At 67.2% G+C, this 15751-nt stretch carries 14 protein-coding genes; 3 read left to right on the forward strand and 11 right to left on the reverse strand.

Annotated elements, in window-relative coordinates:
- Positions 1 to 8: 8 nt before the first annotated feature.
- A complete protein-coding gene (locus AC1DJN_RS02110; RefSeq protein WP_442251711.1) occupies positions 9 to 1475 on the forward strand; it encodes a DUF2235 domain-containing protein in 1467 nt (488 codons plus the stop codon).
- 74 nt (positions 1476 to 1549) lie between these two features.
- Here the strand turns inward: AC1DJN_RS02110 and AC1DJN_RS02115 are convergent, their stop codons facing one another.
- The 7 genes from AC1DJN_RS02115 to AC1DJN_RS02145 all read right to left on the reverse strand — a co-directional run bounded on the left by AC1DJN_RS02115 (position 1550) and on the right by AC1DJN_RS02145 (position 10147).
- Positions 1550 to 2374, reverse strand: a complete 825-nt coding sequence (locus tag AC1DJN_RS02115; RefSeq protein ID WP_442251712.1) for a ferritin-like domain-containing protein — start codon at positions 2372 to 2374, stop codon at positions 1550 to 1552.
- Between the two features lie 10 nt (positions 2375 to 2384).
- On the reverse strand, positions 2385 to 3851 hold the full coding sequence (purF, locus tag AC1DJN_RS02120) for an amidophosphoribosyltransferase (protein ID WP_478038712.1): 1467 nt from the start codon (positions 3849 to 3851) through the stop codon (positions 2385 to 2387).
- Positions 3852 to 3881: 30 nt separating this feature from the next.
- Positions 3882 to 4661 (reverse strand): CvpA family protein, encoded by a 780-nt coding sequence (locus tag AC1DJN_RS02125; protein WP_312962167.1) that lies wholly within the window; start codon positions 4659 to 4661, stop codon positions 3882 to 3884.
- Positions 4662 to 4707: 46 nt separating this feature from the next.
- Positions 4708 to 5745, reverse strand: a complete 1038-nt coding sequence (locus tag AC1DJN_RS02130) for an SPOR domain-containing protein (RefSeq protein ID WP_025878102.1) — start codon at positions 5743 to 5745, stop codon at positions 4708 to 4710.
- A gap of 81 nt (positions 5746 to 5826) precedes the next feature.
- Entirely contained in the window at positions 5827 to 7098 is a 1272-nt protein-coding gene (gene folC, locus AC1DJN_RS02135; protein ID WP_442251713.1) for a bifunctional tetrahydrofolate synthase/dihydrofolate synthase, read from the reverse strand.
- A 42-nt stretch (positions 7099 to 7140) separates the two neighbouring features.
- Positions 7141 to 7785: a histidine phosphatase family protein gene (locus AC1DJN_RS02140; RefSeq protein ID WP_025878100.1), complete on the reverse strand. Its 645-nt coding sequence runs from the start codon at positions 7783 to 7785 to the stop codon at positions 7141 to 7143.
- 199 nt (positions 7786 to 7984) lie between these two features.
- On the reverse strand, positions 7985 to 10147 hold the full coding sequence (locus AC1DJN_RS02145; RefSeq protein WP_478013612.1) for a S46 family peptidase: 2163 nt from the start codon (positions 10145 to 10147) through the stop codon (positions 7985 to 7987).
- A 289-nt stretch (positions 10148 to 10436) separates the two neighbouring features.
- Here AC1DJN_RS02145 and tdh point away from each other — a divergent pair, with 289 nt between their 5' ends.
- Positions 10437 to 11459 carry an L-threonine 3-dehydrogenase gene (gene tdh, locus AC1DJN_RS02150; RefSeq protein WP_032952044.1) on the forward strand — a complete coding sequence of 341 codons (1023 nt, stop codon included), beginning with the start codon at positions 10437 to 10439 and terminating at the stop codon, positions 11457 to 11459.
- A 194-nt stretch (positions 11460 to 11653) separates the two neighbouring features.
- Here tdh and AC1DJN_RS02155 read toward each other — a convergent pair whose 3' ends face one another.
- Positions 11654 to 12346, reverse strand: a complete 693-nt coding sequence (locus AC1DJN_RS02155) for a TorF family putative porin (protein WP_025878097.1) — start codon at positions 12344 to 12346, stop codon at positions 11654 to 11656.
- A gap of 211 nt (positions 12347 to 12557) precedes the next feature.
- On the opposite strand from AC1DJN_RS02155, the gene kbl reads away from it, so the two are divergent.
- Positions 12558 to 13763: a glycine C-acetyltransferase gene (gene kbl, locus AC1DJN_RS02160; RefSeq protein WP_032977415.1), complete on the forward strand. Its 1206-nt coding sequence runs from the start codon at positions 12558 to 12560 to the stop codon at positions 13761 to 13763.
- 123 nt (positions 13764 to 13886) lie between these two features.
- Here the strand turns inward: kbl and AC1DJN_RS02165 are convergent, their stop codons facing one another.
- The 3 genes from AC1DJN_RS02165 to AC1DJN_RS02175 all read right to left on the reverse strand — a co-directional run bounded on the left by AC1DJN_RS02165 (position 13887) and on the right by AC1DJN_RS02175 (position 15646).
- Positions 13887 to 14225: a hypothetical protein gene (locus AC1DJN_RS02165; RefSeq protein WP_442251715.1), complete on the reverse strand. Its 339-nt coding sequence runs from the start codon at positions 14223 to 14225 to the stop codon at positions 13887 to 13889.
- An 84-nt stretch (positions 14226 to 14309) separates the two neighbouring features.
- Positions 14310 to 15119, reverse strand: coding sequence for a pseudouridine synthase (locus tag AC1DJN_RS02170; RefSeq protein ID WP_442251716.1), 810 nt, complete (start codon positions 15117 to 15119; stop codon positions 14310 to 14312).
- A gap of 20 nt (positions 15120 to 15139) precedes the next feature.
- Complete coding sequence (locus AC1DJN_RS02175) at positions 15140 to 15646, reverse strand: hypothetical protein (RefSeq protein WP_025878093.1); 507 nt, start codon at positions 15644 to 15646, stop codon at positions 15140 to 15142.
- Between the last annotated feature and the right edge of the window lie 105 nt (positions 15647 to 15751).

Below are 15751 nucleotides of genomic sequence, written 5' to 3' on the forward strand. Positions count from 1 at the left end.
GGATGCACATGGCGCCAGCGCAGCACAGCGGTGACACGACGGCTGATCCGGGCCTGCTGCGGATCGGCCTGTTCTTCGATGGCACCCGCAACAACGCCCACAACCTGGCGCAGGGCCACCGGCAGGTGCCGCGACCGCGCCCCGCCCTGCTCCGTGCCGATGATGATTCGACCTACCAGAGCCGGTTGACCAGCAGCTACGACAACGGCGCCACCAACATCGCGCGCCTGCATCAGTTGTATCCGGACAGCCGGCGCACGCCCGGCAGTACACCTTCGCTGGCGATCTACGTGGAAGGCGTCGGCACCCGCGATGATGCCGAGGACGACCTGATCGGCCTGGCCTTCGGTATCGGCGCCAGTGGCGTGCAGGCGAAGGTGCAGCGTGCGTTGCAGGTGCTGCTGCCGGCGGCACTGTCGGCTCTTGCGACGCAGTGGCACGCGCCCCTGCACAGCGTGCAGCTGGATCTGTTCGGCTACTCGCGCGGCGCGGCCTCCGCGCGTGATGTGGCCAACCATCTGCGCGGATGGGACGGCGCGCGCTGGCGGCAGCTGCTGCAGCAGGCGGGGCTTTCATGCAGCGCCGATTTCGCCCTGCCGCGGCCGATATTGCGCTTCATCGGCCTGTTCGACACGGTGGTCGCCGTCAACGGCGGCCGCGCCGACGAACACCCCCGCATCGCCCTGCCCGCAGGCATCGCCGAGGCCGTGCTGCAGCTCAGTGCGCGCGACGAGCATCGCCAGCACTATGCGCTGACCACGGTGGCACCAGCCCATCGCGAAATCGCACTGCCCGGCGTGCACGCCAACATCGGTGGCGGCTACGACCAGGTGGAAGAAGGGCCCAAGCTGCTCAGCCGGCCGCGTCGGCGGCAACTGCGGCGGCCTGGCGTGGAGGACTACCAGACACCGCCCCTGGCACTGCTGCAGGCGACCACCGCGTACGCTGAAGCACAGGCCGACGCCGAACGCTGGCGGCAGCAGCTGGGGTTGATCCCGAAGGAAGTGTGGGTCGATGTCTGGCACCAGTGGCAGCAGCAGCGACGCGCGGGCAGCCGCAGCGTGCTGATGTCGCCGGTGCTGTACGTCACCGCTGCGGTGGTGCTGCACCGGCGCATCGATTGGCGCTACCAGCTGGTTGCGCTGCAGGTGATGCAGCAGCACGCCATCGATGCCGGCGTGACCTGGACTACCGACGCGGCCAAGGTGGCGGGTTGGGAACTGCCCAGCGCGCTGCAGCCGATCGCGCGCCGCCTGATTGCCGGCCAGCCGTTGACCCCGACGCAGGAAGCGTTGCTGCGCCGCCGTTACCTGATGCAGTCCGCACACTGGAATTTCGATGCGCTGGGCGATACCGCCCTGACCTACACCGCCGACGCCGGTGTCAGCGAGCTGCCGTATCGCCCCGGGCCGGGGCTGTTCTACATCAACCGGCCGACGGTGGATGGCAGACGCCAGGTGTTGCCGAACGCATGAGAACCAAAAAGGGGACAGAGGGAATCAAGTCGTTTGTGGCACAAACGACTTGATTCCCTCTGTCCCCTTTTCCTTCAACCCGCCTGTTCGACCAGGTTGGCGAGCTCATCTGCATCGAACCCCGCCAGCAGGCGTGCCTCGATATTGAACGGCCCATGCAGGTAGCCACCGGCATACTCGACCAGCAGTTCCTTGAAACGCGCTCGTGGCTCGACGCCGGCGCGCTCGCAGTACCAGCGGAACCAGCGCGATCCGGCGGCAACATGTGCAACCTCCTCGCGCAGGATCACCTCCAGCACGTCGGCGGTTTCGCCATCGCCGACGTTGCGCAGCTTGTCGATCATGCCCGGCGTCACGTCCAGCCCGCGCGCTTCCAGCACGCGCGGCACCAGCGCCATGCGCGCCAGGCCGTCGTGCGCGGTCTTCTCGCACATTTCCCACAGGCCGTTGTGCGCCGGGAAATCGGCGTACTCATGGCCATGTGCCAGCAGGCGCTCGCGCAGCAGCATGAAGTGGCGCGATTCGTCGTCGGCGCAGCTCACCCAGTCGGCATGGAACGCCGCCGGCAGACCGCGGAAGCGGTACACCGCGTCCCAGGCCAGGTCGATCGCATTGAGCTCGATATGGGCGATGGCATGGATGAACGCCGCACGCCCTTCCACCCCGCCCAGGCCGCGCCGGGGCACTTCACGCGGATGCACCATCACCAGCTGCTGCGGCCGGCCCGGCATGCGGATCGGATCGGCCGGCGGTGCATCGGCCGGTACGTTCAAGCGGCCGGCGCGGAACGCGGCAGCGTAGGCCTGGGTCAGTGCGACCTTGCGCAGCGGATCGGCCTCGGCCAGGCACTGCTGCGCGGCGCGCAGCAGATTGCCGCCGACGTCAGGCACGTCGATCACCGCATGGACCTCAGGCGCGGCGCTTGTGCTTGGCGTCGTCCGAACGCAGTTGCTGGATGCGTTCGAAGTAGCCCGGCTCGATGCCCGTCGGGTAATGGCCGTTGAAGCACGAGGAATCGAAGTTGCGCAGCGCCGGATTGCCTTCGCTCACCGCCGCTTCCATGTCTTCGATGTCCTGGTAGATCAGCCAGTCACAGCCCAGGTGCGCTTCGATTTCCTCGATGCTGCGGTTGTGCGCGACCAGCTCTTCAGCGGCCGGCATGTCGATGCCGTAGAYGTTCGGGTAACGCACCGGCGGCGCGGCGCTGGCCAGGTAGACCTTGCGTGCGCCGGCGTCACGCGCCATCTGCACGATCTGCTGGCTGGTGGTGCCGCGCACGATCGAGTCGTCCACCAGCAGCACCACGCGGTTGCGGAATTCCAGGTGTATCGGGTTGAGCTTGCGGCGCACCGACTTCACCCGTTCGCCCTGGCCCGGCATGATGAACGTGCGGCCGATGTAACGGTTCTTGATGAAGCCTTCGCGGTACTTCACCCCGAGTACGTTGGAGATCTCCAGCGCGGCATCGCGCGAGGTGTCCGGGATCGGGATGATGGTGTCGATGTCGTGGTCCGGGCGCAGGCGCAGGATCTTCTCGCCCAGCTTGATGCCCATGCGCATGCGCGCCTTGTGCACCGACACGTTGTCGATCATCGAATCGGGGCGTGCGAAATACACGTACTCGAAGATGCACGGGGTGTGTTCGGCCGGCTCGGCGCAGATTTCCGAGAACAACTCGCCGCGCGCGGTGATCACCAGYGCTTCGCCCGGCTGCACGTCACGCACGCGCTGGAAGCCCAGCACGTCCAGCGCGGCCGACTCGGAGGCAACRATGTATTCGTCACCCTCGGCATGACTGCGCTTGCCCAGCACCAGCGGGCGGATGCCATGCGGATCGCGGAAAGCGACCAGGCCCAGGCCCAGCACGACGCTGACCACCGCATAGCCGCCCTTGCAGCGGCGGTGCACGCCGGCAACCGCGCGGATGGCGGCTTCCGGGCTGAGCTGGCGCTGCTGTTCCAGTTCGTAGGCGAACACGTTCAACAGCACTTCGCTGTCCGAATCGGTATTGACGTTGCGGCGGTCCTGCTCGAACACCTGCTGGCGCAGGTCCTCGGTGTTGATCAGGTTGCCGTTGTGGGCCAGCGCGATGCCGTACGGCGAATTGAYGTAGAACGGCTGTGCCTCGTCCATGCCTTCCGAACCGGCGGTCGGATAGCGCACATGGGCGATGCCGACGCTGCCTTCCAGGGTGGACATGGTGCGTGCATCGAACACATCGCGGACCAGGCCGGTGGCCTTCTGCACCCGCAGGCGGCTGCCGTTGACGGTGGCGATGCCCGCCGCGTCCTGGCCGCGATGCTGGAGGACGGTCAAGCCGTCATACAACTGCCCGGCGACGTTCTGGTTGCCGACGATTCCGACGATGCCACACATGATGCGAGGTCTCCGCTGGGCTGTGCCCAGTTACAAGGAAGGTGGCCGTACCTGGCCAGAGTTGTCGCCGCGTCTGCGGTCGACATTGGCCGGGTCGTCCGGCTCGATGCTGCCCGGTAGTGCTGGGGCGTCCGGGCGCACTTCGGCCGGATCGTATGCCTCGCCCTGTTCCGCCTTCGCAGGCCGCAGCCATCCGCTGCCCGCCACTATCTGACCGAGTACGCCATTATCGCCTGTCGCCCCCGGCTTGCCCACTCCGGAGCCGGCGCTCTTGCCCAGCTCCATCAACGCAGATGGGGACAGCGCGTCCATCGGCAAGGCCTTGGGCAGCAGGTCGGTGCCCGGCACCTGCCACTGCGGCAGCTTGCTGTTCATCCAGGCCACGGCCGGGTTCAGCACCGGGCGCAGCGCTGAGCCGCGCCAGGAGGGTTCGGCGGTAAGCGGGGTGAAGCCGGCCAGCAACAGCAGCACGGCGGCGATCAGCCCGCCACGCACGGCACCGAGGACCCCGCCCAGCAGGCGGTCCAGGCTGCCCAGCATGTTGCGGTGGACGATGGCCTTGATGACCATGCCGATCACGGCGACCACGACCATCACGCCGATGCCGACGCTGAGGTAGCCGCCGATGAAATGCTCGCCGCCGGGCGCAGCCGGTGCGGCCCACCAGCGTGCGGCGTCATTGCCGAAGGCGAAGGCCGCCCAGGCGGCCACCAGCCACGATACGGTGCCGATGACGATGCCCACGAAGCCGCGCAGCAACCCAAGCAGGGTGGAGGCGGCGATCACGATCAGCAGCACCACGTCGATCATGGCGCCCCGCTCCTTCGGCGGCGCTGGCAACGGGGCTGCGTACAGGTCATGGGTGCGGTCGCACCATGCCGGCCACGCCGACCTTGGCGGCGACCTGCGCCTTCAACTGTTCAGCGTCGGCGCGGTTGGCGACCGGCCCGACACGGACACGGTGCAGGCTGCCCTTTTCGGTACGCACCTGCTCGACGAAGGCGCTGAAGCCTGCCGCGCGCACCTTGTCGCGCAGGGCGTTGGCATCGTTGGCCTGGCCGAATGCGCCGAGCTGTACGGCAAAACCCACTCCGCTGGCGGCCGGTGCGGCCGGCGTGCTCGGCGGCGTGGCCGGCTTGCTGGCGGTCGCTTCCGGCTTGGGCTCGGGCTTCGGTTCCGGCTTGGCCACCGGCTTGACCGGCTCCGGCTTGGCGGCCGGCGGCGCTGCTGCGGTCGGCGTACTCGGCGGCAGGCTTTCACTGCGCACCGGGTTGCCGGTCGCCGACGGCGTGGCCGCCGCGACGGGAGTACTGGCGCTCGGCGCGGGCGTCGGCGTGCTTGCCACCGGTGCGCTGGTCGAGGGCTTCGCATCGAGCGTGATGACTTCTGCCTTCACGTCGGCACGCACCTTCACCGCCTGCAGCCGGGCCGCTTCGGCCTGGGCACGGTCGGCATACGGCCCAACGCGAACGCGCCAGGCCGGGCGACCGTTGATCGATGCGGTCTCGATGAAGCCCGGAAGCTGCGAACGCTTGAGGTAGGCGATCACTGCATCGGCGTCGGCCTGGCTGCCGTAGGCTCCGAAGGTCACCGCGTAATTACCTGCGGCGACGGCTGGCGAGGTGTCCACGGTCGGCGGTGCCGCCGGGGCGGCGGCCTCCTCGACGGGGCGGGCCTGGCCACTCTGCAACCCGGTGGCGCCACCGGCCGGTGCTACCAGCGGCAGTTCACGGGTTTCAAACTGGCCATCGGCCGGCGCATCGGGCGCGGCGATCGGCACAGAAGCGACACCGCTGTCCGGGGCCGGGCCCTTGACGAGCATCGGCAGGAAAATGACGGCCAAGGCCACCAGGACGATGGCACCAATCAGACGCTGTTTCAGGGGCGTATCCACGTAGGGCAGGCGGCAGGCTGGACGTTGCGGTCGATTATACGGGTGCGCGACCGCACGGCGTCGGTAATGGCTGAACGGCGGTCAGGCGTGGGCCTGCAGCCATTGCAGCGCAGCGGCGGCGGTATGGAAGGAACCAAATACCAGCACCCGGTCGCCGCGCTCGGCGCGGGCCAGCACCTGCGCCATCGCCTGTTCGACCGTGCCGGCCAGCGCCGCAGTGGCTGCCGCAGTATCTGCCAGCCGTGCCTGCAGTTCCGCCGCACTCTGCCCACGCGCGCCATCGAGCCCGGCCAGGGTCCAGTCGCTCACCACCTCCTGCAGGGCCTGCACCACGCCCACGGCGTCCTTGTCCTGCAGCGCGGCGTATACCGCCAGGGTGCGCGCGGGGGATGCCTCGGCCTTCAGCGCGCGCGCCAGCTGGCCGGCTGCCTGCGGGTTGTGGCCGACATCGACGCGAACCTGCACGCCATCGCGCTCGAACGCCTGCAGGCGCCCGGCGATGCGCGCCGCTGCCACGCCTGCGGCCCATGCCGCGCGCGGCACCGGCTTGTCCAACGCGCGCAGCGCCGCGATCGCCGCACCGGCGTTGGCCAGCTGGATCGGCCCGGCCAGCGTCGGCGTCGGCAGTTCCAGGCGGGTGCCGACATCGCGCCAGCGCCAACGCTGCGCGTCGATCGGTTCGTAGAAATARTCGCTGCCGCCGCGGATCGCATTGGCACCCACCAGGTAGGCGCGCGCCAGCACGCTCGACGGCGGATCGGTCTCGCCCAGGATCACCGGCTTCCAGCCGCGGATGATGCCGGCCTTCTCGGCACCGATGGCCTCGCGGTCCTCGCCCAGCCATTCGGCGTGATCGATGTCCACGGTGGTGATCACCGCCACGTCGGCGTCGACGATGTTGACCGCATCCAGGCGGCCACCGAGGCCCACTTCCAGCACGGCCAGATCAAGATCGGCATCGGCGAACAACTGCAGCGCGGCCAGCGTTCCGTACTCGAAGTAGGTCAGCGTCACATCACCGCGCGCTGCCTCGACCGTGTTGAACGCGGCCACCAGTGCGGCGTCATCGACATCCTGGCCATCGATGCGCACGCGCTCGTTGTAGCGCAGCAGGTGCGGCGAGGTGTACGCGCCGACCTTCCAGCCCGCAGCACGCGCGATGGCCTCGATGAAGGCGACGGTGGAACCCTTGCCGTTGGTACCACCGACCACGATGGTGTGCCTGGCCGGCGTGCCCAGGCCCATCGCGGTGGCCACGGTGCGCACGCGCTCCAGTCCCATGTCGATGCTGGCTGGATGCTGGCGTTCAATGTAGTCCAGCCATTCGGCCAGAGTGGTCGGGGTGTTCTTCACGGCAAGGCTTCCAACAGGTGCAGGTGGTTCAGGGCAGAAGATTCAGAGTGCGCGGTGCTTGGCTTCACCGAAGAACGGCGTGTGGTGGGCGCAGTCGTTCAGGCGCACCACTTCCAGGCTGTCCAGGTCGGCGCCTTCAAGCAGGTTGAGCGTGGTCGGTGCCTGGCGGAAGGTCCACAGCCGCGACAACGGCAGGCCCAGCACCTTGCACAGGATCACCCGGTTGACTGCATCGTGGGCGACCACCAGCAGGGTGTCGTGTTCGCCAAGGCCTTCGGCGGCGCGGGCCAGGCCGCGCCAGCTGCGCTCCAGCACCAGGCGCAGCGATTCGCCGCCGGGCATCAGCACGGTGTCCGGTTCATTGCGCCACGCCTGCAGGCGCGACGGGTCTTTTTCGTTGATTTCGCTGGCCAGCAGGCCTTCCCACTCACCGTGGGCGATTTCCTGCAGCTCCGGCTCGGTCAGCAGCATGTCGGCGCGTGCAGCACCCAGGGCCAGTTGCGCGGTGCGTTGGGCGCGTGACAGCGGCGAGGCCACCGCGCGGGTGATGTCCACCGAAGCCAGGCGGGCGCCAAGCGCCTGGGCCTGGGCCTCACCGATGGGCGAAAGCGGGATGTCGATCTGGCCCTGGTAGCGGCCTTCGGCGTTCCACGGCGTTTCGCCGTGACGGGCAAGCAGGATGCGCATGCGAACAAGGGGTCCTTGGGGGAGGAGTTCCGGCGCATTGTTCACATCCTGTGAAGTGCGCGGAACAGGGATGATACCTGTTCGGCGGACCCGGCCGGTCGGGGCATGAAAAAACCCCGCGACAGACGTCGCGGGGTTTCAGAAACTCCGGCTATCTGGTCGAGGTTGCCGGCCAGCGGCCGGCACTACCGCAACCGGTTTATTTCGCCAGGTTCAGTTCCTTCAGCAGCTGCGGCGCCGGCGCCACTTCCTGCATGATCCACTGCATGTAGCGGCTGTCGACGGCGATCATGCGGGTCATCACCGGGTCGAACACCCAGTTGGAACTGACCGATTCCCAGTTGCCGTCGAAGGCCAGGCCGACCAGCTTGCCGTTGGCATCGAGCACCGGCGAACCGGAGTTGCCGCCGGTGATGTCCAGGTTGGACAGGAAGTTCACCGGTACCGAACCGATCCGCTTGTCTTCCAGACCGCCGTAACGCTTGGCCTTGACCGCATCGAGCAGGGCCTTCGGCGAGTCGAACGGATCCTCACCGGTTTCCTTCGCCGCCACACCTTCCAGGGTGGTGAACGGGGTGTACTTCACGCCGTCCTTGCCATAGCCCATCACGTTGCCGAAGGTGATGCGCAGCGACAGGTTGGCATCGGGATAGACGAACTCGCCCTGGCTCTTCTTGTAGTCGGCCACGGCCTGCAGGTACAGCGGACGAGCGGTCAGCGATTCGCCCTCGCGGATCTTCTTCTGCTCTTCCTGCTTCAGCAGCGCCGGCATGACGGCCACCGCGTACTGGATGGCCGGATCATTGCTGGCTTCAAACGCAGCGCGATCGGCCTTGAACCACTTCAGGCGGTTGTCCAGGCTGCCCAGTCCGGTGCCGCCCAGCTTGGTCACCAGCGACTTCACCGCAGTGGCATCGCTGCCGGCCAACCACGTGTTCAGCACCTCGTTGTCGCGCTGGGCGGCCGGCAGGGCCACGTACTGGTCCAGCCAGTAGGTCTGCAGCTGCTGGTCCATCTTCGCCACGTAGCGGCGATCCATCTGCTTCAGGCTGCCCTCGATGGTGGTCAGGTCGCGGTCCTGGTAACCCGCTTCGCGCTCGGCATCGGGCTTGCTGCGCTCGATCGACAGGCGGTACAGGGTGATGGCCGCGCCCATCGCAGAGGTGTTGTTGAACTGGCCGACGAACAGGTCGCGCTCGCGCGTCGACTTGCTGGTATCCAGGTGCTGCAGCAGCTGCGCGTGTGCGGCCAGTGCCGGCTTGCCGGCAGCGCCCTGCTTCTTCAGCCAGGCCAGCACCGCCGCTTCTTCGGCCTGCTTCTGGCCGGCGGCATCGATGCGCTTGAAGCCTTCCAGCTGGCCCAGGTAGTTCTTGGCCACGTTGTTCATGCTGGCCGCGGTGGCGGCGTACTTCACCTTGACGTCGGCGTCGGCCTTGCCGGCGTCGGCGATCATCTTCAGCACCGCGTTGTAGTGGCGGGCGATGGTCGGGTAGGTGAAGCTGGCGGTCTCGTTGAACTCGCCGGCCAGCGCGTAGCGGTTGGTGCGGCCCGGGTAGCCGGCCACCATCACGAAGTCGTCGGCGCCCAGCGGCGTATCGGCGAACTTCAGGAAGTGCTTGGGCTGGTAGGGCACGTTGTCGGCCGAGAACGCGGCCGGCTTGCCATCCTTGCCGACGTAGGCACGGTAGAACGAGAAATCACCGGTGTGGCGCGGCCACATCCAGTTGTCGACGTCACCGCCGAACTTGCCGACGCTGCCCGGAGGTGCATAGACCAGGCGCACGTCCTTGATTTCCAGGTTGCGGAACAGGCGGTAGGTGTTGCCGCCGGAGAACGAGTACAGGCGGCAGCGGAAGCCGGCATCGGCTTCACACGCGGCGACCTGGGCCTTGTCGAAAGCGTCCAGCGCACGGCTGCGGGCCAGCGGGTCCTTGCCGGCGCCGGCGATGGCCGCCTTGGCCTGGGCGGTGACGTCGGTGATCTGGTCGAGCACGAACACGCGGGCGTTCGGGCCGGCACTCAGTTCATCGCTGAGCTTGGGCGCGTTGAAGCCGTCCTTGATCAGGTTCTTCTGTGCGGTCGAGTTCAGCTGGATCGCACCATAGGCACAGTGGTGGTTGGTGACCACCAGGCCCTGCGGGGAGACGAAGCTGGCGGTGCAGCCGCCCAGCGCGACCACCGCGCCCATCGGATCGCCGGTCAGGTTGGCCAGCTGTTCCGGGGACAGCTTGAGGCCGGCCTTCTGCAGCGGGCCGGCGATTTCCGGCAGTTGCTGCGGCACCCACATGCCTTCAGCGGCATGGGCGACCTGGACCAGCCCAAGGCTGGCGACGACGGAGAATGCAAGCAGGTTCGAGCGCATGGAGCGGCCCCTGGTAGTGGAACCCTCGATTGTAGCCCGCCGCCCTGCCCCGGCCCGAACCCCGGAAGTCATGGGCCCCGGCCCGCCGGGCATGGCCCGGCGCTACCCGCACGATTTGCCGGTAGCGTCGGGCCATGCCCGGCGAACGCAGTGGCGCTGTTCGAAACGCCCGCCTGCGCACAGCTTTCGTTCCACCGCTGCGCCCGCAGCGCAGCATGGGAATTCTGCGTGGCGCCCTATAATCCGCGCTTTCCCCCTGATGAGTTCCACCCCGATGGCGCAGCAAACGATGAAGGCCCTGGTCAAGCGCGAAGCGGCCAAGGGCATCTGGATGGAAGAGGTTCCGGTGCCAACCCCGGGCCCCAACCAGGTCCTGATCAAGCTGGAAAAGACCGCGATCTGCGGCACCGACCTGCATATCTACCTGTGGGACGAATGGAGCCAGCGCACGATCAAGCCGGGCCTGACCATCGGCCATGAGTTCGTCGGCCGCATCGCAGAGATCGGCCCGGGCGTGACCGGCTACGAGATCGGCCAGCGCGTGTCGGCCGAAGGCCACATCGTCTGCGGCCACTGCCGCAACTGCCGCGGCGGTCGTCCGCACCTGTGCCCGAACACCGTCGGCATCGGCGTCAACGTCAACGGTGCGTTCGCCGAATACATGGTGATGCCGGCCAGCAACCTGTGGCCGATCCCCGACCAGATCCCCTCCGAGCTGGCCGCCTTCTTCGACCCGTACGGCAATGCCGCGCACTGCGCGCTGGAATTCAACGTCATCGGCGAAGACGTGCTGATCACCGGCGCCGGCCCGATCGGCATCATCGCGGCGGGCATCTGCAAGCACATCGGTGCACGCAACGTGGTGGTGACCGACGTCAACGACTTCCGCCTGAAGCTGGCCGCCGACATGGGCGCCACCCGCGTGGTCAACGTCGCCAACACGTCGCTGAAGGACGTGATGAAGGAACTGCACATGGAGGGCTTCGACGTGGGCCTGGAAATGAGCGGCAACCCGCGCGCGTTCAACGACATGCTCGACTGCATGTACCACGGCGGCAAGATCGCCATGCTCGGCATCATGCCCAAGGGTGCCGGCTGCGACTGGGACAAGATCATCTTCAAGGGCCTGACCGTGCAGGGCATCTACGGCCGCAAGATGTACGAGACCTGGTACAAGATGACCCAGTTGGTGCTGTCCGGCTTCCCGCTCGGCAAGGTCATGACCCACCAGCTGCCGATCGACGACTTCCAGAAGGGCTTCGACCTGATGGAAGAAGGCAAGGCCGGCAAGGTGGTCCTCAGCTGGAATTGACCCTTCGGGTCAATTCCCCCGCAGGTTTCCTTATCCCTGCGCCGTCGGCGCGCCCCCTTGAACAACAAGGGGGCTCTCCTCCAGATGGGATCAAGAACGCTGCGGAATCGAAAAAGGCGCCCATTGGGCGCCTTTTTCGTGAAGCGTGCCAGGCAAGCCAGGCAAGCCAGGCACCTACCGTAACGCCTGCGGCGTTACTTGCCTACGGCCACGCTCAGCATCACCCGGCTGTGGGCCAGCTTGCCGGAGTTGTCGCGGCCGTTGCCATCGGTGCCGTAGTAACCCAGGCCGACATTGAACAGGCCGAACTGGCGGGCGACGCCGACGTTCCAGTCGGTGTAGTCCTTGGCGATACCGTCCTCGAAGGTGCTGCGGCCGACGTTGGCGTTGAGCGTGAAGTCCTTCGGCAGGCCCCAGCTGCCACCCAGGCCGAAGTACCAGCCGTCGGTGCTGCTGTTCCACACATCGTTGCTGTAGGCCACCGTCAGCTTGTAGGTGTCGTCCAGCGTGGTGGTGGTGATCAGCTCGTTGTAGTTCTGGTGGCTGGCCTTGAGGTAGGTGTAACGGTTCAACAGCACGTCGAAGTTGACGCGCTCGGTCACGTCCACGCCGTAGCCGATAAGGTAGTCGACCTCGGTATTCGGATCGCCCGGACCGAAGTCCACGCCCGAACCCCAGACACCGGCATACAGGCCAACCGGGCTGGTGTAGGTGAAGCCGGCCTGCAGGGTCGGATCCTCATCGGTCTGCGACACACCACGGAACAGGTAGTCCGAGACGGCGGTGACGTTCCAGCTGTACGGAGATTCGTTGTCCTGGGCGCTGGCGGCGAACGGCGCGAGCGTCAGGGCGGCGGCAATGGCGAGGCAGGCACGGGCGTGCTTCATGAGCGTCTCCGGTGGGGTCGGTGGCGTGGAAGGCGGGGATCTGCAGCGGGCGCAGCAACCGGAGCCAGACAGCCCCGGTTCACGAATTTTTAACCCGTTTGCTATTGCGATGCAACATGTGCCGGCCATGGCGGTGCCCCATCCGGCCCGGTCCGCAGCCGTCGATGCCCGGTAGAATCAGTGGTTTCCCGTGCTGAGCCGTGCCCACGCCATGACCGACTCCTCCGCCCTGACCCGCCACTATGCTGAGGAACTGGACGCCATCCGCGCCCAGGGCCTGTTCAAGTCCGAGCGGATCATCACCAGCCCGCAGTCCGCCGAGATCACCCTGGAAGACGGCCGCAAGGTGCTGAACTTCTGTGCCAACAACTACCTCGGCCTGGCCGACCATCCTGACCTGATCCAGGCCGCGAAGGACGCGCTGGACAGCCACGGTTTCGGCATGGCATCGGTGCGCTTCATCTGCGGCACCCAGGACCTGCACAAGCAGCTGGAGAAGCAGATCGCCGACTTCTTCGGCAAGCAGGACACCATCCTGTACGCGGCCTGCTTCGACGCCAACGGCGGCCTGTTCGAACCGCTGCTGGGCGAGAACGACGCGATCATTTCCGATGCACTGAACCATGCCTCGATCATCGACGGCGTGCGCCTGTGCAAGGCCAAGCGCTTCCGCTACGCCAACTGCGACATGGCCGATCTGGAAGCGCAGCTCCAGGCCGCCGATGCGGCCGGCTGCAAGACCAAGCTGATCACCACCGACGGCGTGTTCTCGATGGACGGCTTCATCGCGCCGCTGGACGAAATCACCGCGCTGGCGAAGAAGTACAACGCGCTGGTCCACATCGACGAATGCCATGCCACCGGCTTCCTCGGCGCGTCGGGCCGCGGCTCGGCCGAGGTCAAGGGCGTGCTGGAGAAGATCGACATCATCACCGGCACCCTGGGCAAGGCCATGGGCGGCGCGCTGGGTGGCTTCACCTGCGCCAGCGCCGAAGTGATCGAGCTGCTGCGCCAGCGCTCGCGCCCGTACCTGTTCTCCAACTCGCTGCCGCCGCACGTGGTCGCCGCCGGCATCAAGGCGTTCGAGATGCTGGCCGCGGCCGATGACCTGCGCAGCACCCTGGCCGCCAACACCACCTACTTCCGCGAGAAGATGACCGCTGCCGGCTTTGACGTGAAGCCCGGCGTGCATCCGATCAGCCCGGTGATGCTGTACGACGCACCGCTGGCGCAGAAATTCGCCGAGCGGCTGCTGGAAGAAGGCATCTATGCGATCGGCTTCTTCTTCCCGGTGGTGCCCAAGGGCCAGGCCCGCATCCGCACCCAGATCAGCGCCGCGCACAGCCGCGAGCACCTGGACCGCGCGATCGATGCATTCACCCGCATCGGTGTCGAGCTGGGCGTGATCAAGGGCTGATCATCCACGGATAACGCCGGGCCATGCCCGGCGGGTTCCCGATAGCCGCGCCATGCGCTCGCCGGGCACGGGCCCGGCGCTACCCATCAGGGCGTGCCGACCAAGGTCGGCACCTGCCAGGCCTTATTTCTTCTTTTTCTTCTTGTCCCTGGGCTCGTCCTTGCTGGCGACCACCACCGGCTTGGCGACAGCATCCTGCCCGTTGCCCTTGGCAACGCGGATGCCATTGGCTTTCATCCAGGCATCGAACTGGTCGGCGGTCATCTTCTGGTCGCCGTTGCTCATCATGAAGCGATAGCTGCCGCGGCCATCCAGCTCCGGGGTCTTCACTTCAACCACCGGGGTTTCGGCGGGGCGATCGGCCTTGGCCGCCTTCTTGTGGCCGCCGCAGGCCGTCAACAGCACGATCGGCAACAACAGGCTGGCGCAGCGCAGGGTTTGCTTGAGGGTCGGGTGATACATGGCAGGCTCCGTTCTGGACATTCGACAACCAGGCGCCCCCTACGCCTGGAACGGTGGCCGGCGAGCGCCGGCCGTGGGCATCACTCAGCCCGGTGCAGCGGCCCCCAGCCGCTGCTGGTCGCTGACCTCCAGCGCCCGCCACTGGCCCTTGCCGAGATCGCCGAGCGTGAGCTCTCCGATCGCAACGCGGACCAGGCGCAGCACCTGCAGGTCGAAGGCCGCCAGCAGGCGACGGATATGGCGGTTGCGGCCTTCGTCGAGGACCACCTCCAGCCAGGCGGTCTTGTCGCCGCTGCGCAGCACGCGCACGGCCAGGGCAAGCAGGAACTCGCCCTCGTCTTCGACACCGGCGCGCAGCGCGGCCAGGGTGTCCTCGTCGGGCAGGCGATCCACCTGCACGTGGTAGGTCTTGTGCGGGCCGGTCTCCGGATCAGTCAGGCGCGCAGCCCACTGCGGATCATTGCTGAACAGCAACAGGCCTTCACTGGCCTTGTCCAGGCGACCGACCGGCGCGATCCACGGCAGGCCGGCACCATCGAAGCAGCGGTATACCGTGTCGCGGCCACGCTCATCCTGCACGGTGGTGACCACTCCGCGCGGCTTGTTGAGCATCACGTACAGGCGTTGCGGTGCGCCCATCGGCTGGCCGTCGACCTCGATCGGCGGCGCCGGGCTGGCAATCGGGAATTCCGGATCACGGACGATGCGCCCGGCGACACGAACGCGGCCATCGGCGATCCAGCGCGCGGCCTCGCTGCGCGAGCACACACCCGCCTTGGACAGCACGCGCGCCAGGCCATGGCGCACGCCAGCGGAAACCGCAGGGGGATTCGCACGCCCACGCGCAGCGTGGGAGCGGGCAGCGGGGGCGGCAGGTGGGCGGCGCGTGCGCAAGCMTCTGCTCCCCGCCGCGCTTACTTCTTGTCGACCGGCTTGGTCTCAGCCGGCACTTCGGCTGCGGCCGGGGTGGCTGCCGGAACCGGACGCGCCTTGACCACGCGTACGCCGCGCGCCTTCATCCAGGCGTCGAACTCTTCGGCGGTCATGCGCTTGCCGTTCTGGCTCATGTCGAAGCGCCACGGCGTGTTGTCGAACTCGGTCTGCGGCTTGTACGCGGCCGGATCATTCGGCTTCACCGCCGGCGCGCTCGGAATCGCCTTGGCGATGTTCTGGCAGCCATCGATGCGCAAGCGCTGCAGCACCTGGTCCAGCGACTGCGACGGATCGTAGCTGCTGCCCAGCACGCCGCTGGACATGCCCAGCTGGCTGCTGCGGATGTACAGCTCGTCGGCCACCGGGGCGACGGCCGTGGCCGGCAACGGCAGCGGCGAAGCGCTGGTGTTGACCGAGCAATCGACCGCAGCGTGAGCAGCAGGAACCAGGGCCAGCGCCAGAACGGCAGCCGATGCAGAGCGCAGCATGAGGGCATCCACGAAAGGAAGTGACGCGGCGAGTTTAGCAATGCCGCGTCATCTTTCAAGCGCCACTTTCAATGAATACGGCAACTCATTGGTTTAATAAGCAAA

The sequence above is a fragment of the Stenotrophomonas sp. 05L414_2 genome, from assembly GCF_056397905.1.

Excerpts from the sequence above, each read along its gene's own strand:
- AC1DJN_RS02110 (WP_442251711.1), top strand. The coding sequence starts at position 9 with ATGGCGCCAGCGCAGCACAGCGGTGACACGACGGCTGATCCGGGCCTG.
- AC1DJN_RS02125 (WP_312962167.1), bottom strand. The coding sequence starts at position 4,661 with ATGATCGACGTGGTGCTGCTGATCGTGATCGCCGCCTCCACCCTGCTT.
- AC1DJN_RS02140 (WP_025878100.1), bottom strand. The coding sequence starts at position 7,785 with ATGCGCATCCTGCTTGCCCGTCACGGCGAAACGCCGTGGAACGCCGAA.
- AC1DJN_RS02145 (WP_478013612.1), bottom strand. The coding sequence starts at position 10,147 with ATGCGCTCGAACCTGCTTGCATTCTCCGTCGTCGCCAGCCTTGGGCTG.
- tdh (WP_032952044.1), top strand. The coding sequence starts at position 10,437 with ATGAAGGCCCTGGTCAAGCGCGAAGCGGCCAAGGGCATCTGGATGGAA.
- AC1DJN_RS02155 (WP_025878097.1), bottom strand. The coding sequence starts at position 12,346 with ATGAAGCACGCCCGTGCCTGCCTCGCCATTGCCGCCGCCCTGACGCTC.
- kbl (WP_032977415.1), top strand. The coding sequence starts at position 12,558 with ATGACCGACTCCTCCGCCCTGACCCGCCACTATGCTGAGGAACTGGAC.
- AC1DJN_RS02165 (WP_442251715.1), bottom strand. The coding sequence starts at position 14,225 with ATGTATCACCCGACCCTCAAGCAAACCCTGCGCTGCGCCAGCCTGTTG.
- AC1DJN_RS02175 (WP_025878093.1), bottom strand. The coding sequence starts at position 15,646 with ATGCTGCGCTCTGCATCGGCTGCCGTTCTGGCGCTGGCCCTGGTTCCT.